This is a genomic window from Rosistilla carotiformis (assembly GCF_007753095.1).
Classification (GTDB): Bacteria; Planctomycetota; Planctomycetia; order Pirellulales; family Pirellulaceae; genus Rosistilla; species Rosistilla carotiformis.
The window spans coordinates 6,503,398-6,525,739 of record NZ_CP036348.1; the positions used below are offsets into that span (position 1 = coordinate 6,503,398).

At 57.6% G+C, this 22,342-nt stretch carries 18 protein-coding genes; 5 read left to right on the plus strand and 13 right to left on the minus strand.

The features are described from left to right. The first annotated feature begins 13 nt into the window (after positions 1-13). From Poly24_RS23655 to Poly24_RS23665, 3 genes are all read left to right on the plus strand, one after another. Entirely contained in the window at positions 14-1,219 is a 1,206-nt protein-coding gene (locus Poly24_RS23655; RefSeq protein WP_145101502.1) for an amidohydrolase, read from the plus strand. A 126-nt stretch (positions 1,220-1,345) separates the two neighbouring features. Further along, positions 1,346-2,479 carry a carboxylate-amine ligase gene (locus Poly24_RS23660; RefSeq protein WP_145101504.1) on the plus strand — a complete coding sequence of 378 codons (1,134 nt, stop codon included), beginning with the start codon at positions 1,346-1,348 and terminating at the stop codon, positions 2,477-2,479. Positions 2,480-2,533: 54 nt separating this feature from the next. Next, positions 2,534-3,442, plus strand: coding sequence for a diacylglycerol/lipid kinase family protein (locus Poly24_RS23665; RefSeq protein WP_145101506.1), 909 nt, complete (start codon positions 2,534-2,536; stop codon positions 3,440-3,442). A gap of 323 nt (positions 3,443-3,765) precedes the next feature. On the opposite strand, the gene Poly24_RS23670 is transcribed toward Poly24_RS23665, so the two are convergent. Then, positions 3,766-4,146, minus strand: coding sequence for a GxxExxY protein (locus Poly24_RS23670; protein WP_145101508.1), 381 nt, complete (start codon positions 4,144-4,146; stop codon positions 3,766-3,768). A 205-nt stretch (positions 4,147-4,351) separates the two neighbouring features. Next, complete coding sequence (locus tag Poly24_RS23675) at positions 4,352-5,374, minus strand: zinc-binding metallopeptidase family protein (RefSeq protein ID WP_197452127.1); 1,023 nt, start codon at positions 5,372-5,374, stop codon at positions 4,352-4,354. A gap of 415 nt (positions 5,375-5,789) precedes the next feature. Here Poly24_RS23675 and Poly24_RS23680 point away from each other — a divergent pair, with 415 nt between their 5' ends. Continuing rightward, positions 5,790-5,957 (plus strand): DUF1328 domain-containing protein, encoded by a 168-nt coding sequence (locus Poly24_RS23680; protein WP_145101520.1) that lies wholly within the window; start codon positions 5,790-5,792, stop codon positions 5,955-5,957. A gap of 297 nt (positions 5,958-6,254) precedes the next feature. Here the strand turns inward: Poly24_RS23680 and Poly24_RS23685 are convergent, their stop codons facing one another. From Poly24_RS23685 to Poly24_RS23720, 8 genes are all read right to left on the minus strand, one after another. Continuing rightward, the gene (locus tag Poly24_RS23685; RefSeq protein WP_145101522.1) at positions 6,255-7,736 is read right to left on the minus strand and encodes a sigma-54-dependent transcriptional regulator; all 1,482 of its coding nucleotides are present in this window, start codon (positions 7,734-7,736) and stop codon (positions 6,255-6,257) included. A 425-nt stretch (positions 7,737-8,161) separates the two neighbouring features. After that, on the minus strand, positions 8,162-9,154 hold the full coding sequence (locus Poly24_RS23690; RefSeq protein ID WP_145101524.1) for a DNA-methyltransferase: 993 nt from the start codon (positions 9,152-9,154) through the stop codon (positions 8,162-8,164). Between the two features lie 133 nt (positions 9,155-9,287). Beyond that, positions 9,288-9,728, minus strand: coding sequence for a hypothetical protein (locus Poly24_RS23695; RefSeq protein WP_145101526.1), 441 nt, complete (start codon positions 9,726-9,728; stop codon positions 9,288-9,290). Positions 9,729-9,913: 185 nt separating this feature from the next. Then, positions 9,914-11,197: a hypothetical protein gene (locus tag Poly24_RS23700; RefSeq protein ID WP_145101529.1), complete on the minus strand. Its 1,284-nt coding sequence runs from the start codon at positions 11,195-11,197 to the stop codon at positions 9,914-9,916. After that, positions 11,194-12,300 (minus strand): MlaD family protein, encoded by a 1,107-nt coding sequence (locus Poly24_RS23705; RefSeq protein ID WP_145101531.1) that lies wholly within the window; start codon positions 12,298-12,300, stop codon positions 11,194-11,196. The genes Poly24_RS23700 and Poly24_RS23705 overlap by 4 nt, the downstream gene beginning before the upstream one ends. Before the next feature lie 10 nt (positions 12,301-12,310). Beyond that, positions 12,311-13,042, minus strand: a complete 732-nt coding sequence (locus tag Poly24_RS23710) for a P-loop NTPase family protein (protein WP_145101533.1) — start codon at positions 13,040-13,042, stop codon at positions 12,311-12,313. Positions 13,043-13,051: 9 nt separating this feature from the next. Beyond that, positions 13,052-13,990 carry an ABC transporter permease gene (locus Poly24_RS23715; RefSeq protein ID WP_197452128.1) on the minus strand — a complete coding sequence of 313 codons (939 nt, stop codon included), beginning with the start codon at positions 13,988-13,990 and terminating at the stop codon, positions 13,052-13,054. A gap of 237 nt (positions 13,991-14,227) precedes the next feature. Further along, on the minus strand, positions 14,228-15,520 hold the full coding sequence (locus Poly24_RS23720; protein WP_145101537.1) for a TMEM143 family protein: 1,293 nt from the start codon (positions 15,518-15,520) through the stop codon (positions 14,228-14,230). On the opposite strand from Poly24_RS23720, the gene Poly24_RS23725 reads away from it, so the two are divergent. Continuing rightward, entirely contained in the window at positions 15,519-16,208 is a 690-nt protein-coding gene (locus Poly24_RS23725; RefSeq protein ID WP_145101540.1) for an HAD family hydrolase, read from the plus strand. The genes Poly24_RS23720 and Poly24_RS23725 overlap by 2 nt on opposite strands. 7 nt (positions 16,209-16,215) lie before the next feature. Here Poly24_RS23725 and Poly24_RS23730 read toward each other — a convergent pair whose 3' ends face one another. From Poly24_RS23730 to Poly24_RS23740, 3 genes are all read right to left on the minus strand, one after another. Next, entirely contained in the window at positions 16,216-16,734 is a 519-nt protein-coding gene (locus Poly24_RS23730) for a response regulator transcription factor (protein ID WP_197452129.1), read from the minus strand. Between the two features lie 365 nt (positions 16,735-17,099). Beyond that, positions 17,100-20,642 (minus strand): ABC transporter permease, encoded by a 3,543-nt coding sequence (locus Poly24_RS23735; RefSeq protein WP_145101544.1) that lies wholly within the window; start codon positions 20,640-20,642, stop codon positions 17,100-17,102. Between the two features lie 141 nt (positions 20,643-20,783). Then, the gene (locus tag Poly24_RS23740) at positions 20,784-22,187 is read right to left on the minus strand and encodes a chromosome condensation protein (protein WP_231753319.1); all 1,404 of its coding nucleotides are present in this window, start codon (positions 22,185-22,187) and stop codon (positions 20,784-20,786) included. Positions 22,188-22,342: the final 155 nt, after the last annotated feature.

A 22,342-nucleotide genomic window follows, 5' to 3' on the forward strand; every position in this document is an offset into this window, starting at 1 on the left:
CAGGCGGTGTACGATGGTAACTGAAATAACCGATATCAGCCGCCCCGTGCTGCAGCGAGCTCAAACACTCTCGCCACGAATGCGGCAGATTCGACGGTCGCTACATCAGGCTCCCGAGCTGTCGGAGCATGAGTTTGCGACAACGGCCTATCTCGCCGACCGGATCGCCGAACTCGATCTAACACCTCAATATGCCGGAGGACGCCGCGGCGTCTGGGCCGACATCGACGGAGGTGGTCCGCTGCCTGGACGGCGGGTCGCGATGCGAGGCGACATCGACGCACTGCCTCTGCAAACGCAACTGGAAGCTTGTTACGCGAGCCAAACCGCAGGGGTGATGCACGCTTGCGGCCATGACGCTCATGCAACGATGGTTTGGGGAGCGACCGCGATTTTGAAGCAGATGCGCGACGCTGGTGAGTTGCCAGCAACCTTCGCCAGCCGCTCCATCTTCCAACCTGCCGAAGAGACGAGCACCGGCGGCATCCACATGATCGATGCGGGCGCGCTGCAAGAGGTTCACTGTGCGATCGCGTTACACGTCGACCCGTCGCGTAACGTCGGCACGTTTGGCTTTCGCGATCTCGCATTCACGGCGGGCTGCGACGTCTTCGAAATGGAGCTGACGGGAAAAGCCGGCCACGGGGCACGACCTCATTTGACAGGCGACACCGTGGGTGCCGCGGCGGCGTGGATTCACGAGCTCTACTCCCGACTACCTCGCTCCTACGACGCCCGCGATCCGATTGTCGTCAATGTGGGGCAGATCCAAGCCGGGGCGGCGGCGAATATTGTTCCAGCGAAGGTGTCGCTAAGTGGAACGGTGAGAACGCTGTCGCTGGAGGCGGCCGATCACGCGAAAGATCAGATCGATCGGATCTCGCAAGCCCTTCAGTTGCGGTACCCCGTCGAGGTAAAAGTAACCTACGGACGGCACACGCCACCGGTAATCAACGATCCTTTGATCGACGCGGCGTTCCGAATCGCGGCGGCAAGAATCGTCGGAGAAGAGAACGTGCACCAAATCGACCAACCGAGCATGGGGGCGGAAGACTTCGCCTTTTTTGGATCCAAGGTCCCCGCCGCGATGATGCGGATCGGGGTCGCGGGGATCGAGATCGGCCAGCAACCGCTGCACACTCCGACGTTTGACATCGATGAAACGGCCCTCCCCTACGGCGCCGCCGTGCTTGCCTTGGCAGCGTTCGATCTCCGCTGACGCCGGAAGCAATGCGGTGTTGGAAACCGCGTGACGGTCCGTCTTCAATGCCTCAGCTCGCCCGGCGAGCGAGGATGACCTAGAACCCTCGGTTCGACCAATCATTCCTTTTGCTGGTGAGTTTCCATGGTTTCCTTCAGCCGATCTAAAGTTCCCGCCGTTGGCGTCGAAGAAGAATATCAGTTGGTCGACCCGACTTCGGGGCGATTGATTCCAAAATGCAGCGAGGTCTTGCGCCAGTTGGGACGCGAGCCCGATGCTGACATCCAACGGGAACTGCATCTGAACCAAATCGAGATGGCATCGAATGTCTGCGAGACGCTCGACGAGGTGCGTGAGAATCTACAGAAGGTGCGCAAGCTGTTGATCGATGCGGCGGCAAGCACGGGAGCGGCGTTGGTTTCGGCGGGGACCAACCCCTTCCCGCTGCCCGAATCCGAAACTTTAACACCGAAGTTTCGGTACCAATCGATGGGGCAACAGTTCCAACATATCGCCCGATCGCTGTTCATTTTCGGTTGTCACGTCCACGTCGACATGCAGGACAAGACACTTGGCCTGCACGTGATGAATCAGACCCGGCGATGGCTGCCCCTGTTGCAAGCGTTAACAGCCAACTCTCCTTTCTGGAACGGCCAGGATACCGGTTACGCCAGCTATCGCCGCGAGGTCTGGGTGCAGTGGCCGATGGCGGGCGCACCGCCTCACTTCCAGGATCTAGCGGATTACGAAGCCTGCTTGAGCGAACTGACCCGATCGGGAGCGATCAAAGACGAAAGCTTCATCTATTGGGATATCCGACTGTCGGTCAAAGTACCAACGATCGAATACCGATGCGCCGACGTGATCACTTCGCTTCAGCACTGCGTCGGATACGTGGGACTCATACGCGCTTTGGTGATGCAAACCTGCGACGACATTCATGCGGGGCGAGAGTATCCGCCGATCCGATCGCACCTGTTGTCGTTTGCGATCTGGCATGCGGCACGTTATGGCGTCAGCGCTGATTTGCTGGATCCGTTGACCTGCGAGAAGGTCACGGCGACCGAATCGGCGACTCGACTGCTCGAATACATCGCTCCCGCGCTGGCCACCTCGGGGGACCGCGAGTGTGTCGAAGCCTTCGTCCAAAACGTCGTGCGCGACGGCTGTGGCGCCGATCGGCAGCGGATGACGATGCAGACCGAAGGCAATCTGGCTGCGGTTGTTCAGGAAGCGATCAAGGAAACCGCCAACGACACGTCACCAGCGACTTGCTGAAAAACTCACCTCGCACAAACGCTCTCCCCTTACTCTCTGCTCATGTAGGACAATATGAGTCATCTGTTGATCTGGAATCAAGGCTCCGGTCGAGCCGCGCAAATCGAACGATTGCGAAACGCACTGGACGCCAACGGAACCCGTTGCGTCGAACTGACCCGCAAGATCGACTTGCGGTCGACGATTGAAGAATCGTTGCGAGGCAGCGGCGACACGGTGATCGCAGCTGGTGGAGATGGTACGGTCAACGCGATCGTGAACGCCCTGATGCAGATCGATCCGCCGCGACGGCCCCAAATGGCGGTGGTCCCACTGGGAACCGCAAACGACTTCGCTGGCACACTGGCGATCCCCGACGACATCGATCAAGCGGTGGGTCTGATCTCCAGCGGCCGTTCGGTCGCGATCGACGTGATCCGGATCCGGGGCGAGGGGCTGGAGCAGTATTATGCGAACGTCGCCGCCGGTGGAAACTGCGTCCGGGTTTCCGAGGAACTAACCGATGAACTAAAGTCGCGTTGGGGCGCGTTCAGTTACCTGCGCGGGGCGATTGGTGTGCTGACGGATATGAAAAGCTTCCAGATCGCGGCGGAGATCGACGGCGTCGAGATCAAAGACTTCGACTCCTGGGCGGTCTTGGTGGCAAACGGGAAGACCAATGCGGGCCATATCGTCGTCGCTCCCGAAGCCTCCCCCGCCGACGGCCTGATGGATGTGATCTTGATCCGCGACGGAGACGCCACCGACATGCTGGAGATGATCGCCGGCAATCTACTGGGCAACTTCCTTGAGTGCGAACAGATCCTCTTCCAAAAGGCGAGCCGCCTGACGCTGCGCTCCGAACCGGCGATGCGGTTCACCCTCGACGGCGAAGTCATCGAACAGGAACCTGTCGAATTTCAAGTCATGCCCGCAGCGATCAAAATGTTCGTCGGACCTGAATTTGAACGGAGCAACACGTAACACTGCCCGGTTCACCCCGACCGCACGCTCGCCTCGGTGACACCTCATTCTCTGTGCCTTTGTGCCTCCGTGAGAGCCCTTTGTAAACGAAAAGAAGTTTCTCACGGAGGCACTAAGGCACGGAGGTTTAATGCGGCTGACGGTAGAGAAGTCGGCGAATTACTGGAAAGCTTTTCTTAATCAATGCCATCAGTTAATCGACTCCTGCCACGCGCCATTCTTTCCAATAGCCCATTGCCTTTCTCTGTGCCTTTGTGCCTCCGTGAGAGATTCTTCCTAGGCAAAGAATCCTCAAACGAAGGCAAGGCGATTGAGAGAGGGGGTTAGAGCTGACCGTTGATGACTCGGGTGATTCCGGTTTTCATCAATTCGTCGCCGAAGTTGAGCAGGTAACCGAGCTTGAGGTTGGTCAATTTCAGGTAGGTGAGTAGCTGTTTCTTGTGGACCGGATGAATATTCTCCACCGATTTGAGTTCAACGATCACAAGCCCTTCCAAGATGAGATCAGCGCGGAATCCTTCATTAAACACAAGTCCATCGAACTTGATCGGAACCGGCACTTGCCGCTGGACGGTTAGTCCCGCTCGCTCAAACTGTTTTGCAAGGACAGCTTCGTAAACGGTCTCCAGCAATCCCGGCCCCAGAGATTGATGCAACTTCACGGCACGATCCACTACGATCGTCCCAATCTCATTTTCAACCACAGCCTTCCCCCCTCAGTGCCTTCGTGCCTATGTCAGTAACTGTTATGCAGCCTCGACATATAACGCGTTTCCCACGTCACGGATCAGCACCGAAATCTGAAGTTGAAACGAGAGCTTTCTAGGTTTGTGCCAGTTCTCAGCCGAAGGATTCACCTTCCTCCCCAACCGGTCGACCAGACCGCGAGTTCGGCAGCACGCCGACGTGTCACACCAACTCTTTCTGCACCGCCAGCCGCAGGTCATCGATAAACTTCAGCTTCTCGACGATAGCATCGGAATGGATCTCGGGGACGAGATCCAATAGCCCCATGTCGCGATTGAACTCATTGGCAACGATCCCGATGTCGCGGTAGGCGGTTAGCATCTGGTCGAAGTCGGAGCCGTCGGCGGTGACGCGCGTGCGATCGAAGTGTCGCGCGGTTTCGACGACCGCCACGATATCCATGTAACCGGCAAAGGTCTCGGCGAAATCCTCCCAAGGATGCATCGTGGAATATGCGGAGATGAAGCGTTCTTGCCAATTCGGGATCGCACCGTCGGCGTAATACCGCTTCTGCGCCTCCGCATAGGTTGGCTTGCGTTCGTCGCCGAACAGCGACCGAAAGTCGTCGAGACAGTTTGGTTCCACCAACAATTGCCAATAGTAGTGCCCCAGTTCGTGGCGGAAATGGCCGACCAGCGTTCGCTGTGGCTCGCCGAATTCCACCCGCGTCTGCTCGCGATGCACGCTGTCGGCTTCGGCGATATCGATCGTGATCAAACCATCGGCGTGGCCTGTCGAAACCGGCTTGACCGCCGATGACTTGAACTCGAATTGCAACACCGGCCGACCATCGGCTGAACCGTTTTCGGTCTCGCTAACGATCGGCAAGCCCACTCTTTCAATATCGAACAGCACGCGATGCTTAGCCATCTCCAGCCGCTTCCACTTCAACAAATTGTCATCCACCGAGAGATCGGGAACGACGGAATTGAGTCGACAGTAGCGGCATAGCGTATGTTCCGACACCGCGTCGACTCCGCGGTTGCAGACCGCGTGCTGCGTCGCGTTGGAACACATCCGGCACTCGTGGTGACAGTGATCACAAACCAACACCCCGTCGTCGGCAACCGCCATCGAACGGACCGCGTTGCAATGCGGGCACATCGCGGTGGGCCGGTTGCAAGCGACGCAGCAAACGCTGCCGAAGAAAAGGGTGCCGCCACACTGACAATAAAAGGATCGCATCGGATCGAAGCCGTTGGTTGAATTGTTAAAGGAACAGAATCGAGCTGTGGAAGGAAGACAGCAATCGACGACACGCATCCCGGCGGCATTCCGCCTGGGAAGAGTCAGCGTGTGGAGAAAGCAAATAGGGTGCCGCACCGCAGCGACGCAACGGAATCGCTGCCGCAAAGGGGAGGAAGGCACCTAGAAAGCGGTGCACCCTAGGTTGGGTGAGCGGAAGAGCGCGATTTGAAGCCACCGCGGACGCTGACCGTTCAGCATTTGCGAGCTGGCGGGGAGAAAAGAAGCAGATTTCAGCTATCGACGCGATTGGCACGACAATCGCGTTACCGTTCCCTTCAGCGAAACGAGTGGCTGTTGTTGTTCACAACCATCGTTCGCACCTTTCTGTTCCTCAAACCATTTGGAGATCGCCATGTTAGGCTGGGCTTTAACGTTTCTGATTATCGCATTGATTGCCGGAGCTCTGGGCTTTGGAGTTGTCGCCGGTACCGCAGCAAGTATCGCCAAGATCTTGTTCGTCGTCTTCCTGGTACTGTTCGTGATCAGCCTGATCGCAGGTCGCCGCGGCCCCGTGGTATGACCGGCGATCGATTCGAATCGTGGCCCTGCGTGAACCGCATCGCCACGAGGTCGATCGCCCGATCGATGCCCTCCCCAACGGGGAGTCTTCTCCCCCGTGCATCCTGTACGGGGTAAGGCACCGCGAGGACCGGCAACCTGCTGATAACCGCAGCACCATAGACGCAACATCATGGAATGACTGCGAGTCGTCTACCGATCGCAGCGTTGCAACAGCGAAGTCGTCGCGACCCACGATCACCCCAAAGCCTGAGTGGCAGCGGAGCGATGTCGACGACAACAACCTTCGGTTGGACGATCAGTTCGCCGAGACGTCGCGATAGAGTTGAATTCCATAGGTGATCACGCGGTCGCGAAGCTTGCCGCGCGTGATACCAAGAATCTCAGCCGCTTGGCTCTGGTTGCCACCCGTCTCCTGCAAGACGCGCAAGATGACAAAGCGTTCCAGATACTCAATCGTCTGGGCATAGACATCGGTCGATTTGTCTCGCAACAATCGCTCGACCAACTCTGGCAATTTGGATCCGCAGACGCCTGAGTCATCCGCTTTCTCCACCGCCGCTTCGCCGGACGTTTCTTCAACGGTCACGGGTTCATTCGAAGCGCTCGGCGCCGTCAGTTCTTTTGGCAACACGTCGGGAACGATGACAGGCATCACGCAATCGAGCACGCATCGCCGGATTACCGCTCGCAGTTGCCGGACGTTGCCAGGCCAGCGATACGCGTTCAGCAGGCTGAGCGTCTCTGGAGCGATCCCTTCGAGATCGGGCTTGTTCAGATCGTGCTTCGCTTGAGTCAAAAAGTGTTGCACCAACAACGGGATATCGCTCGACCGCTGACGCAGTGGCGGTAGATCGATCGTGACGCCGTTGAGCCGATACAGAAGATCCTCGCGGTACTCTCCCTCTTCGACCATCTTTTCCAACGGACGATTGGTGGCGGCGATGATCCGCACATCGGTCTGCAATTCTTTGTTGCCGCCGACGCGTTCAAACCGCTGCTCTTGCAGAACCCGCAAAACTTTGGCTTGTACCGACGCCGCCATGTCGCCGATCTCATCGAGGAACAGCGTTCCGCCGTTGCATTGTTCGAACTTGCCGATCCGACGCGTTTCGGCGCCGGTGAAGGCCCCTTTTTCGTGGCCGAACAATTCGCTTTCCAACAAGTTGTCGGGGAGCGCTGCACAATTGACCGCCAGGAACGGCCCCTGATCGCGATGGCTGTATTGAAAGAGGGCGCGGGCGACCAGTTCCTTACCGGTACCACTCTCGCCACGGATCAGAACAGGAACATCCTGCTTGCTGACCCGACCGATCGACTTAAAAACTTCCAACATCGGTTGGCTCTTGCCGATGAACAGCTCGCTCGATTCATCGGGCAGCTTATCGTCGGCAGCGATCGCCACCGCAACGCTACTCATCTTGCGCTGCTCGATCGCTTTGTTGACCAACTTTTGCAGCGGTTCGACCGCCAACGGTTTGGCGATGTAGTCGAACGCTCCCAACTGCATCGCTTCGATCGTCGTTTGGCTGCCCGCATCGGCGGTCATAAAAATCACCGGCAACCGACGGTCGTGAGCGCGGATCTCACAATAGATCGCCATCCCACTGCGGTCGGGCAACTGGATGTCCAGCAACACAACATCAAACGACTTCGACTGCAGTTGCTCCAACCCCGCTTGTCCCGACGCCGCAGTCGTCACCTGAGCAAACGGTTCGAGGGCCTTCGAGGCGAGCAACAGAATGGTTCGGTCATCGTCGATGACCAGGATATTTGGCATGCAAACTTCGTACGGTAGGGAGCAGCCCAAAACAACGTTCCTCCTCACCTTTGCATAGGCGAGGCTGGATCACGGGCTGGTTCGTCGCCGACGTATCGCGACCATCCAGAACGTTATTTTGACTTGCTCTGTGGGAAAACAACATCGTGAAAGAACCGAACAATCCAATATACCAACGTCACTCGGCTCCGAAGAGGTCACAAAAGTATAGTCAATCGAGTGGGCTTCGATCTAGCTCCGGACAGGGGCTCAGGCATTGTCGGCTTCAGAAATTGCAAGTCATCTCCGCGGCTCCCTGCGGGTCAATGCAATGCTATCCCCCCTCAGGGACTCGCAGCGCGTCGTTAAACGTCGTTACCGATACTTCGAAAGGCCCAAACGAGTCGTTTCCCGAACGCTTCAAACGGCCCATTGGAATGCCAAAATTAGGATCGAAGACTTTGTGATGGCTCGTCCCTCGTTTCGCTCGCGTCCCAATCCTCTGAAAGACGGGGAACTTCCTTTTCAAATGGATGGCCGTTCTGCCATCCCTCACGCCCCGTTTCCCGATAACGCTCCAATCGTCGAATACAAATTTCGGCATAAATCGGATCGGTGTCCGTGGTGATGCAACGTCGCCCCAATTTTTCGCAGGCGATCAGGGTGGCACCGGAGTGCGCGAAGAAGTCCACAACGCCATCGCCAGGTCTGGAACTTGCCTCGACAATTCGCTCGATGCACTTCAAAGGCTTTTGGGCGTAGCACCCCGATACGTTTTCATCCATCCGATAAAACACCTGCTGAATATCAACCCAAACGTTCCCGGCGCGGATGTTCTCGGATTTGCTGCGTTCAAGGTTTTCCGTTTTCTTCCCCTGCACATCCTTGTAGTAACCTCGCAAAATCTTCGGGATGTCGGTGTATTCCGCCTCGACGTTGAAGACAGGTGAGCCTTTGGTGTAGTACAGCAGTTCTTGCCGAACCGCCATCCAGTTCTTTTGCGTTCCGTAGCCACGCTGGTTCCGCATCGTAACGAAACTGCGCGACCTGTAAGGCAAGTCGCGCATCATCACCATAAAGTCGGGCAAGGGCTGAAAACCATTGTTCTGATCCGCCCCCAGCCAGACGTAGAGCGATGCATCGGACGCCAACACCTCGGTGGTATTCCCAATCCATTTGCGGCACCAAGCCACAAATTCGCCAACCGTACGAAGCTCAAATGCAACGAGATTGTACGGCGGATCGTGAATGGCAAGGGTCGGGAGCGCATTGCCAACAAGGTCCGTCACCGCGTCGGTGTCCGTCGCATCTCGGCAGGCGATGCGATGCTTGCCATCCGGATCGTCCCAGACTTCGCCCGGCTGCAGTCGACAAAACGGCAGGATGCGATCTCGCAACTTCAGATCGTTGTCCAACCGCGGCAATGGATTATTCTTCATCGGCTCTTCCATAAAAGTATGCTGCTGCAGCAATTCTAAGGCGGCACGGGCACGTCGAACAACGTCACCAACCATCGGCCCACGTGAATGGGATTGCACGACTTCGCCGCTACCACGTTTGCCCATCGGATGACTATCCGCCGTCTGGCTCGGAGCGTGGCATGGAGGTGCCCTTTGGTTCGACGGGACAAATGAAGCTTTGCAGCAAACAAGGCAGCAGAGCAAAGAGGATGACAAGAGCGTAGTAGATGAGCCCGGTCACTGGATCGCGCTGCAGCAAGATGGCGCGGAGGGTCATTTCACGTAGAAAAACACCCACCGCAACATCAGCTGCCAACACCAAAGTTGCCGCAGCCATGCCAACGAACAACCAGCGTGTTCGAGTTAAAAGCGGACGATGGCGTCGAACAAGCCATCGTGCAGCGAGCAGCATTGCGACAACCATCACAGGAAACTCGATGAGTTCGGCGTTCCGTGCTCCAACACGGGGAACAAGCACCCATTCACGAATCGGCCCCAGGACGAATCCAATACCAAACACGGCAGCGAAGTAGGTTGCGACGGCACGAATCATTGCATGTTCAAAACATCTAAACGGCGACGCCCCGTATCCGTGGCAAGGTCTTTCGGCGGCCAAAAGAGGAATTGCCAACGCCCCCGATGGAGCGATGGGCGTGGGGCAGATTCCGAGATTGTACCCGCGGCCTCCAGCCGCTGCATGTTGCGATCCTGCAACGGCAGGCGGCTCACGCAACCGTTCTAGATGTCACTGTGAAGAAGGCGTTGATTGGCCAAACGCTCGATCACTGCCGAGGCTTGTTTTTTGGGGCCTTCCAGCATCAGCCAATCCGCTTCTTGGATGGGATCGGCGGGGTGAACCTTCGTGTCGGCAGGATCGGTTTCTTGCGGCGCGTCGAGCCTAGCCAATTCGGGCGTGAGAGCCGAATCGCCGTGGGATGTGGGATCGTTGTCTGTCGTGTCATCGATCTCTTGCCGCAATTCATGCACCAACAGGGCCAGCCGGATCTGGGTGCTTGCCGAGCCCGACATCTCTGCCATTGGAATCGCGTCTTTCACATACTTCCACGATCGATTGATGTTCCCGCGGCCGTACCAGATCCGGGCGACACGGCACAACCGATCGGCGGCTAGCGCCGGACGAGCGGCCTGCGCATACGCGGCCGATGCCAATTCCAAAGCGCGCGGGATCTCGCGATAGTTGCCAGCCAGTCGAAGGTTTTTCGCCTCCAGATCGAGATGCCAACCCGCTTGCAAAAATTGTCCGCAAGCCAGGTGGATCATCGCTGCAACGCTTTGCAGTTCAGCTTGCAGTTCAAAGTCGCAGATCTCCGCAGCCTTTTCGCAGGCTGCCTGATAATGGCATCGCGCATTGGGCAGGTCGTATTGTTCGGCGTACCAACGGGCCTGGGCCAAGTGGATTTGGATTTGGAACGTCTGCTCACAATCGACCTTCTGTTTCCGTTGTTCGAACTTCTCGCCGACGCAAGGAATTTGTGCGGCACAGCTGCCCTCGCACGGATCATGCGGGCCACACAAACAATCGCCCGAATCCCCTTCGCAGGGAGGTTCGGAACAGGAAGCGCGCTGGATCATGCGGGCCGCTTCGTCGAAGCGACATTGGTTCTGCGCGATCTTCGCTTCCAACAGCCAGGTGTTGCCATCCGGTTTGCCCGCCCGAAACAGTTCCACGCGGGCATCGACCAACCAATCGCGAGCCTCCGCGACGCGTGACATGCTGGTCATCGCAGCAGCCATGTTGTATGCGTTGTTGCCCGATTCCAGTGGATCGTCCATCGCCCAGGCGCGGCGGATCACTTTGCGATACTGTTTGACCGCATCCTCCAGCTGCCCCTCGGCAAAAGCTTCCGTCGCCGCCTCGGCATGGTTTTTCAACTGGGGATCGATCTTCCGCTGCGGCGCACCACCGCTGCGGCATCCTGCCAGGATCCCGAGTCCACAGATCAGAATCCCCACGATCGCGGCGGCGGCGTGTTTGGATGGTTGCGGTGCAACTGCGATCACGGCGAACCTCCAGCTCGGATTCCCGACGGCGAGAGCTGCCGCGTGCTGGTCGATTGATCGGTGTAGCGGCGAAGCAACCAATGGCTGCGGATTTCGCCTACCATGTCCTGCGCGTTGCCGACCGTCGAATTAAACTGCTCGACCGTCCCGGGCAGCTCTTCGCTCTCCTTGCGGACGACGCGGACCACATCGCGTGCTTCGTCGGCCAAACGCGTCATCTTGTCAGCGGCTTCACGAATCTCAACAAGCGTCTTGGCAACATCGGTGTTGACATCGGTGGCGGTCGTTTTAACGCTCCCGGCAGCATCGCTGACATCGTTGCTGGTGTCGCGGACACCCTGCAGCGTATCGCGCATATCGGCCTCGACCAGCAGTTCAATCTTCTCCGTAAGCTGCGTGATCCGTTGGTCCAAATTTTTCGTCGCTTGCCGGATTTCCAGCATCGTTTGGGAGGCTTCGGGGCGCAGCTGTTCGTTCGTCTGCTGGAAGGATGCCGACGCTTCCCCCATCGTGCGGAACGCTGGCGACGCGTCCTCCTGAATTCCTGTATCCAAGGTCTCTGCGGACTTGCCGATCTTATCCAGCGTGGGATCCATTTTCACTTGAATCTTATTGATCGATGCGCTTACCGACTGGACTTCGCGGGCCAGCTGATCCAAGCGATCCTCTTCGGCTTCAAAGTTGACGATCCGGCTGCTCGGCGGCAGTAGTTTCAAGACACCATCGGCTGGCATGCCGCGACGGATCACCAACTGCGGCGCACCGACTCCGTAGCGACGTTCGAGCGCGACGGTCGACGACTCGAAGACCTGTTTGCTGTATTCGCGGCGGATCGCCAAGATGACTCGAATATTACTGGTACCGTCGATGTAGCGGATGCTTTCGACGTCGCCTGCACGCTCGCCCAAGATCACGACTTCCGAACCCTTCTGCAAACCATCGACCGCATGCTGAGGGACGTCGATCCAGAACAGGTCTTTCTCTGCAAAGTAGTCTTTGGTGCGAAACACCAAAAACGAAACAACTAACGAAAACAGCAGCACCACCAACAAGAAGGTGCCCACCAATTGATTCGTGTACCGCAACCGATAGGGATCGTTCATCGTAGCAACCTCATCCTACCGGGCTTAATTGAAATTCACGCACGCAAAAATGGCGTGTCGATGGCGGGAATTGATCACGCGGAAGATCGCTTTCGGGGGCAATCCATAACGCCGCCGCCCCCGCTTCGATCGCGGAAACCACCGCTTGTATCAACGATTCGAACCGCGAACTGGGGACCGAACGCATGGGATGTTCCAACAACAATAATCGCGGCGAACCGATCAGCGCGCGAATCCACTCGCATATACGCAGGAACGTCTTGCCAACAAACGCGGGACGCTGACTGTTCATCGGTTCGATACCAAAGCGACGCGACCAGTACTGGATCTCATGGTCCAATTCGTGGAGTGGTCGATTGCGGTGATGCCGCTGAGCCAGTACGACGTTTTCATAAATGTTCATGTTTTCGACCCACGCCTTGCCATCGAAGACGCGTCCGATTTCGCTGCGCATTCGATCATGCAAGACATAATTTTCGCCCGACCAATCGTTGCCATCGTAGAGTACACGTCCGTCCTGAGGCATTCGAAGGCCTTGCAACATCGACGTGAACGCGCGCGATTCCATCGAAGGTGGTAAGCCGATGGTGACCAAATCGTTCTCGCAGATTGTCAAATTTGCATTGCGGAGCGTCAACGACTGACGCGTCAAATCGCGAAACGTAAGGTTCTCCAAAACCAAGACCTTGCGACGCGGTTTGGCATCCGCGGAGACGATGGTGCGTGTTGCGTGTTTACTCATCGATCGGGCTCAGAGGATTTTAAAGACCAAGATGCGTCCATAGATCAAGATCGACATGATCGCCGAGACACCAAACACCGCCGTCATCGCATGGATTCCGCTGCGGCTGGCAATCCGCGGAATATCCGCCATCGTGCCACGCACCGTCAAACCATCGGCGCAACAAATGGCGCCGGCAAAGGCCCCAGCAACAATCGTCTTGGGGACAAAAAACACGAAGTCCAATACGTTGACTTCATACAACAGCTTCTCCAAAAAGTTGGCCCACGGAATGTGAATCACGCCCACCAACCAACCGATCATGTAGCCCGTGACCAACATCGTCGTGGCGACGACAATGGCCAGACAAAACACGCTTAGCGTGACACTTAAAACGCGTGGCATGATCAGCGTCGTCATCGGATCGATGCCCTGGGATTCAAGCACTTCCAATTCGCCGCTGACCAGCATCGTCGCCAGTTCGGTCGAGATCGCGATCCCGCTGCGACCGATCACGACCAGGCTGGCGATCAAGGGGGCGATCTCATGGATCACCGCTTTCCACAGCACCGGCGTGATCCCTTCGGTCGTTGCTCCCACAGCGTCCAACCACATCGCGGTCTGCACGATCACTAACACACCCACCGCGGCGGAAATTCGCATCGCCACCAACAGACCATCCACCGCCGTGAACAACAGCTGGCGCGCGAACACCAAACGGGTAAACGGCGTCCACGATCGAGGGCTCGCAGCGATGAAAAAGACGGCCCAAATCAACGCCAACAGACTGATCACCACCTTCAGCGTTTCGATAAATCGCTTTCCAATCAACTCCGTTGTCCGGGCGAACCGCCGGCCAAGCTGCCATTGATTTGGAGGGGTTAGGTATCGGCTGGCTGGCACGAGACAGATCTCACCGGAGGCACGCAACGTCACTAACGTCGCCAATCCATCAGAATGAATTGACACGACACTCGGCCGACACACGATTGTTTCCGCCATCAACCGCCCGCAGCTTGTCCATCCCATCGGCATCTGGCATGCGTGCAAACACCTAAAACCGCCGAACCCCGAGGGCCCATCCGGAGGGAACCGTAACATGCCACCGCATCGTAACTGCTTCAATTTGCTTGCAATTAAATAGGCAAACTGTAGGGCGGCCCCCTCTCGAGAGGTATCCACTCAGAATCTCGTTTGCTAGCTTTTCTACCCGGGCGTCCACGTGCGATCACAAGTTATCAGATTATCCCAATAATGATCCAACTGTCGAACCGAAGTCTCAGGACTCAATACACTGACCGTGTCGCCGCCACCGTCCAAGACAATCCCCAATCGATGCAGTCGCTTCATCGCCGAGAACGGATCAAATCGAATTTCGATTGCCAGCAGCTCCTTCAACAGTAACTCAATCCGCTGGCACATCGCCGCTTCGGAAAGCGGTTCGTTGGCGGTCGCAAGCACAAAGTAGACGACGATCGATTCCAGCAGATCTTGTTGCCGCGCCTCTTGCAACAGGCGGTAGATGACCCCGGCGTTGCTGTCGAGCTTCTGATAGTAGAGGCTGCGGGTCATGCTCAGCAGGTATTTGTCTTTGGTGTGAAAGTAGGAGACGACACTGCGAACGGCGTATCCAACGATCCCGATGATCAACACCGCCACCCCCATCACCGCTGCGAGACCGGTCGCCGCGATCACGACCGCACCGCGGAGGATCTTGAACAACGTGACCCCAATCCCGCCCAGGGTTGGCGCGAAGATCTTGGTTCGATCAAGCCAGCTGAAACGGATGCTTGAACCGGGCAGCAACATATCGACATCGGCCTGTGGGATGTTTTTGAACATCGATAGATGCAAGCGGTCGCGATGGTATTGGCCTCCGGCGTGGGCACCGGCCAGTTTCGCATCGGGCTTGAGTTTGAAAACCGCAACCAACCGCTGGTAGATCGGCACTTCCATTTCGGTCATCTTCCAATACGACTTCCACAGCCGACGCGTCCGCATCCCCACGATGTCCCCTCGCGAATAGACGTCGATCGATTCGAAGATGTCGAAATTGATCTGCAACCGCACCCCCCACTCGCTGGAGGTTTGGATCGCGCCGCGGATTTGTTGCTGATTCAGTTGCGTGAAATTGGCCGCTCGCAAGAGATCGTGCAAGTAACCTCGCATGTGACGCAGCGATGCGTCACACTGGGCAGGAGTCGGTTCGGTCAACAGCTTCAGATCGCGGTCCGGATCGAGTACCGAGTAATGCGTTTCCAGCTGCTGATGCAAGTTTCGGTAGTCATGGTTCAGGATCGATGTCAGCGATTCGAATACGCGACGCAGATGCTCCGCCTTCGACGCCGCCAAAGGGTGGGAAAGCAGAACGTTTTTCAATTCCGTCGCGGTGATCGGAATGAAGGGCTCCGCTTTCCAATGCGGCGCATTTTCGGCAATATATTCTCCCGAACTACTCTCCTGAGCTATACGAACTCCATTGCGAGACCCCAAAGACATGTCAAATCGTTCCAATTCTGGCAGTGCCGGTTGGCCACATCCAATCCAAGCGGTTGCACTGGATATGGACGGGCTGATGTTTGATACCGAACCATTGTACTACCAAGTCGGGACCGAACTGCTGGCGCGTCGAGGATTTGAATTCACGATGCAGATTCAGCAAAAAATGATGGGGCGTCCTGCTCCGGAAGCGATCGCAGTATTGATCTCCGAGTTTCAGTTGTCCGATTCGCCAACCGACCTGCAGCAAGAGAGCGACGACCTGTACAGCGGCCTTTTGGCCGGCGGGCTGGTCGCGATGCCAGGCCTGTTTGAACTGCTGGAGCATTTGGAAAACGAAGCGATCCCGTATGCCGTGGCGACCAGCAGCAAGCGACACTTCGCTGAACAGATGCTGTCGTCGTTCGACCTGATCCCGCGGTTGCAATTCTTACTAACGGGCGACGATGTCTCGCAAGGCAAGCCACATCCGGAGATGTATCTCTCCGCCGCCGATCGCTTTCAGATCCAACCAGAAAACATGTTGGTCTTGGAGGACAGTGAGAACGGTTGCCTATCTGCAGCCGATTCGGGTGCCTGCGCGATCGCGGTTCCTGGCGAACACACCGCGGGGCACCGCTACGATCGAGCCTTCATGAGCATCGATTCATTGGCCGACCAGCGGCTCATCCAACTATTAGCGAGATAGTTGCCGATCACTCTTCCAAGCGGACCACCATACGCACCAATTCAGCAATCGAAGTGGTTTCGGTCTTTACGAACAACTTGTGACGCCGCGCTTCGACCGTCCGCTGACTGACGTCCAAACGCGAGGCGATCACCTTGTTGGGGAAGCCTTCGAGCACCAGACGCAGGACATCGCGTTCTCCGTCCGAAAGCGAATCCAACCGTTCGCGCTGCCGCAAGGCTTCAATCGATTGCGGCCGTTGCGTGCGATCGATTTCCACCGCATGGGTGATCGCGTCAACAAGATCGGCCAGCGGTTGATCCGCGGACAAAACCTCGACCGCACCGCAATGCACGGCGCGGGCAATGATCGGTGCCACGGTCTCCACCACGACCAATACCATCTGCGATGGGACGCTCTGGCTTCGCAGACGGCGAATCAAATCCAGCGACTCGCGGCCATCGGACCAATTGTAGATCACCACACAACCATACTGATCGATCGCTGGTGGCAGCAACAACGATTCGGAATCTTCATAACAAACCATGCCACAGTCTCGATCCTGGAGCTCTACTCGCAGACGTTGTGCGAATTCGACTGGCATGGAAAGACAATCGACTACGGGTTTGTTTGGACTCGGTTGTTGATGCACCATGAAGCCTTGGGGAGGCGATTGAACGGGGGGGCGATGTTAAACTTTCTTCGGATCAAACATAGCAATCAGTGTTGCAGAAATTCCAGGTTTGCCGGATGCCGCAATCAACAAATTGAATGTGCGTCGAGAAAGGGAATGAATTGGAGCGAGTGCGGATATTGTAATCCAGTTCCTCCATTCTAGCACCGTCGTCCAACCGGCCCGAGACGGCTTGACGGAGCCATTCAAATCAGCCTTCGTCACCGCTGCCAGACGGCTCACGACGCCCCGCGCAACGATTCCAATAACGGCATCCGCAGCACTTGTTTAACCGCCACCGATGCGGCCAATAGGCCGACCGCAAAGACGATCCCCAGCATCACGATCGGCTCCACAATTCCTAGCTTTGCTTGGCCGATCAGCATGTACGGAATCACCGCTGCGAAACTGGCCAACAGACCGCACCCAATCCCGGCGATCAACAGCGCGCTGTTCTCCAAAACGACCATCCCAGCCAGCCGCTTCCGGCTGAAACCGGTCGCCCGCATCACGGCCAGTTCGCCACGACGTTCAAGCACGCTGCGCAACTGTACCGTTGCTAAACCGAACGTCCCCAGCAACAACCCCAACGCGCCGAGACCTTGAAAAGTGCGAAGATAGGTGTTCTGCACAGCCAACAGTCGAGCCAACACGTCGCGGCTGTCAGCGACATCCATCCCCGAATCGCTCAGCCGGTTCTCCAAGATTTCGGCCAGCTGATCGGCGTCGATTCCGTCGGCCTTCATCAAGTAATATTGATACCCCGAGATCTCGGGAAACGCGTCCTCAAAATTCGCTTCACCGATCAACAGCGAGCCCTGTAAAACCGAACCGCCGATCAAGCCGACGACTTGAAAATATTGCGGCTTTCCGACGACGTATTCAAACGACTTCACTTCTCCCACGCCACCATACATTTGCAACGCCCACATCGCTGTATTTTGGTCCAAGACCATCGGAATCGGATCTTCCGCCGTGCCGGTGGCCTCCGCCTCCAAACGCTCCCAAGGATTGTCGCTGCCAGCCCCCACCCAACCAAATCTTGGCATCACTTTGGGGTCGTTAAATCGACTTATAAAGTTAGCTGGTACACCTAGGACCTGCGGCTGCGATGCTTGGTACAGATTGTTGCAACTGGCATCCTGTCCCGGCTTCATCCGAAAACCAAAGATCTTGGCGTCGGAGATCGCTTCGGCATCGCGCCCCATCAGATCCGCCCGTATCGCCGGGTCGCTGAGATCGCGATACAAAGGCATCGCGGTCTGCCCGATCAGATCGAAACCGCCGACCCCTTCGTCGCTCGGAGACAACTGAAACGCACTCATCGATACGATCAGGAAACAAGCAACCGCCAACAGCCCGATCGACAGCGTGCTACGCAGCGGATTGCGTCGAGCGCTCTGCATCGCCATCCGGAACAGACTGTAACTGCGGTTTGCCGCATGTCGCGGCTTGGTGTTGGTTAATCGATGAAAGACGCCCAGCACGATCGCTGCCAACAGCATCATCCCGCCGCCGACAAACGCTCCCGCTTGAGCTTGGCCTCCCAGCCAGACGGCGCTGAGGCTGGTCAGCATCGCCACGACAAAACATCCGATCGCCACAGGCCCCGACCAATTTCGCCGCCGCTGGCCGCTTTCGGTTCGCAGTTCGTCGATATGTCCGCCGACCAAGCTTGATACCTTGCTGGAACGCAGCCGTCGGCTGGTCCACCAAATCGTGACCGCCGCCATCGCCGTTCCCGCCACGATCCCGACGATCAGGCTGACCGGCGACCAGTGAAATCGCAAGAACGGAACCGTCACGGCGCCGACCCACCAGTTCCGCAGGGCGTATAACACCAGCCACGCGTAACCGATCCCGCCGACAACGCCCAGCACCGAACCGACCAGCGAGACGAGGATCCCTTCGCGCAGCGCCATCCCCGCGACCAAGCGGCCCGATAGCCCAACGGCCATCAGCGTCCCGTATTCGCTGGCCCGTTGTTCCATCCCCAATCGAAACAGCAGCGCGACCAACATCAGTGCCGCGACGATGACAAAGAAGCTGAGCGATACGAAGAGGGCGTCGAATGGTGTCGTCCCCTTGGACGCCGCCAACTGCAACGCCCGCGTCGGCATCACGGCGAATCCGATCTGATCGCGATCTTGGTCGGCCACTTCGGTAACCAGTTTTTGCAACGCGTCGACATCGACGACTGCCGACTTGCGAATCTTCAGACTGGTCAGATCGCCGAACCGGCTGCCAAACAAGCGCTGCCCGGCGGCGAGCGGAATGAAGGCCTTGGGGGTCAAACGATAATAGTCCCAGTAAAGATCGTCATCCTTCGATCGCGGGCGTTCCAGTTTGAACGGCAGGTCCCAATCGTCGATCGAATCTTGATCGGTCACTCCCGGCACGGTCGGTGTCAGCCCGGGATCGTTATAGACCGTGGGGGCTTCGTCGAACTTCGGGGGCCGACCGCGGCGGTATTTCGTCTGCGGCTGCGTGATCGGCACGATCCCGCTGACGACTGCGTCGAACGATCGCTCGACCTCCTTGCCCGACGAGGTCTCGGGTTCGAAGTAGAAGATCCGAATCTTGTCTCCCACCGCAGCCTTCAGTTGTTCCGCGGTCCAGTCGTTGATCACGACCGGCACCGGCAAACTGAGATCGTTGGGATCGTAGTCGCCAAATTCCAGCGGCATCGCGTCGCTCGAATCGATCGCCGTGATGATCGAATAGGGAACCGACGCGGCGGTCTGATCTTCATCGTCGATCCGATCGATTGCGTTGGCCAGGTAAGTCATCACCGGCTCGGTCGCTCCCGGCAACTCCTCACGGACACTTTCGGCGATCGCGGTCGGCAGCAGCAATCGGTCGCTGGTCAGACTGTAATAATCGAAGACCTCTTTTTCGTTGCCCTCGGCGTCGGTGAAGCTCTGCCGAATCTCTTCGATCTTCAATCCATAGTCGCTCAGCTGTAGCGCCATCGCCGCGGCGATCTGGTCAGCTTGCGCGTGAGCCGACTCCAGTTGCAACGCCTGTGTCCCGGCGGCATCGATGAAGACCACGTTCGCTTCTCCCTCGCGATCCAACGAATCTTGCACCAATTCCAACGGCAGGAACGCCGCCAGCGGTTGCTGTTGGCTGGGCTGCAGGCTGAAGCGTCCCAGCCCGCGATCGGGAACGATCGAGACGACTTCCAATCGCGGCAAGCCTTCGCTTTCACTCTCGCGTCGTCCCAGCGGGCTGTCCGCTGGAACCGCCTGTTCGACGGGAAGTCGCACCGTCACCAGATCGCCGACGTCGACTTGCAACTCCGCCGCAGCCGATGCGTTCAGAACCACTTGGTCTCCCTCGGGGATCACGTCGGGGCGGACTCCTTCGACATCGAGATCCCAGAACTTTTCGTTGGCCGCGATCACTTGGATCGACCCAGCGCGGCGAACGACGTCGCTGGCAGACCGATCGGTTTCCACGACCGCTTGCGAAAATAAGATCGCGGGGACCGCGCGATCGACCAACGGTTGGTCGCTGTCGCTGCGGAGCGGATCGACGGCGGCGGCTCGGAAAAATTGGCCCGGATAGAGGACGTAGTCGATCGAACCGAGGCGTTCGATCGTCAGTTCGCGCAAGCTGCCCCGCATCGAATCGCCGACCAATAGAGCTCCCGTGACCACCGCGGTGGCAGCGGCAACGCCCAGCGCGACCGCGGCGCTGATTCGCCAATGGTGTCGAAAACTTTTGCCGACAAATCGGCCTGGGGTCAGCGAAACCGTAGCCGTTGTCGGCGAGGGCATCGAATCCATATCCTTACATCCCGTATGAAAAAGATCGCTTCGCACCCGGTGGGGCGCAAGCGGTCGCGTGGCGGAGAATTGCTACCGCTGCATTTTAGCAACTAAATCGCAATTGCCGACGCGTGGGATGTTGCCGATAGGCTAAGCTTCCGCCGGTGCATCCAGCAACCGTTGGATCGACGCTCGATATTCATTCGACAACGCTTCGGTTTGCGACGTCGAAAAGTAGTGCGGATCGCATCGCATACAGATCTTCAGCACGCGGCGGTAGGTGAAGATCGAGATCGTCAGCCGCGTGCCCGATCGCATTGGGGGCACCCCAACGATATCGGTCATCGACAGGTTGCCCGCTTGCAGCAAACCTTTGACGCGTGGGAACGCGACGCTGAATCGTTTGGTTGGGTCGCCGGTGTTCGATAGGATCGCCGTCGCGAGACATCGCCGCGAACCGAGCCAACGTTTCAACCAGGTGGGATAGCGTTGCGTATGGGCGATCAAGCTCATGAAGGGCGTCCGTTGCCGGTTCCGTTTCAACATCACCATCTCTTGGCGAATCGAATCGATCAACGCTTCGGATTCGGTGCACTCGGATTGTTTGCGTCGGATCAGAGCGTAGGTCACCAGATTCGCAGCCGTCGCCATCCGGCTCTCGATCTCGCGCAGATCCATCGGCATCATGATGCACAGATCGCGGCGGCCACGATCTCCTTGCATCTGGTTCCACTGGCGCAGCGTCACCAACAACCGTTCGATCAACAATTCGTTAGTCGATTGGCCGCGTCGCTCGGCCACGTGGCGGAGATCTTTGTAGATCTTTTTGTCGAACTCAAACCCGCACAATCCGGGGAACAACGCTCGAGGATTCGCTTCGGCCTGCTGTGATCGCGGTTTGGCCAAGGCTTGTACGCCGGTCAAGCAATGCCAGCCGAGCGCCTTCGTTTCGGCGGTGTCCAGTTTGCCATCGGGCAGGCGATAATTTTCGACATCAAAACTGTTCCGGTTCCGCTGACGCAGCGCTTTGACATCCAGTGGCGGCAGCGGTTCGTCGATCGGTTGGCCGACGTGGGACGCATAAAACCACAGCCAGTCGCCGAGGAACTGATATGCGCCGATGCCATCGCAGGTCGCATGATGGAACTGAGTCGTGATGGTGGCTTGGTTTTCGTCGCTGCGAATCCAGATCCGCAGCCCCACATCCTTCCGCACGTCGATCGCTTCTCCAGCGGGCAGATCGATCGGTTTGGCCAAGTCGCCCCAATCGATCGCGATCTCCGGCTGCGGCGCGTTGACCCAGCAGTCGCGATTCCCCTTGGCCGGTTGCACGATGGCTTGTAGCAGCGGATGACGCTCCAAGGCGTCGGTCAATGCCGCTTCGATCGCCGGGTGATCGATCGTTCCAGCAAATTCCATCTGAACCACGAAGGTCATCGGATATTCGGGGCGATCGTCCCAGATCATATAATCTTCGAACGGGGTCAGATTCAGCGGCAGGGTTCGCGACGGACGGACTTTGCCCGGCGGCGGCGATTGTTCAACGGTAGCCATAAAGATGAAAACTCCTTGCCGGATCGCAACGCAAGGCCGACAGAGATCCTTGAGGTGAGCGTGGGTGCGCAAGTCAGTCGCCTAACCGAAGTTAACGACTGGCCGCAACCAACCGCTTCGTGCGGCCGCTGTGGCTTATAATTCTTGCACACAAG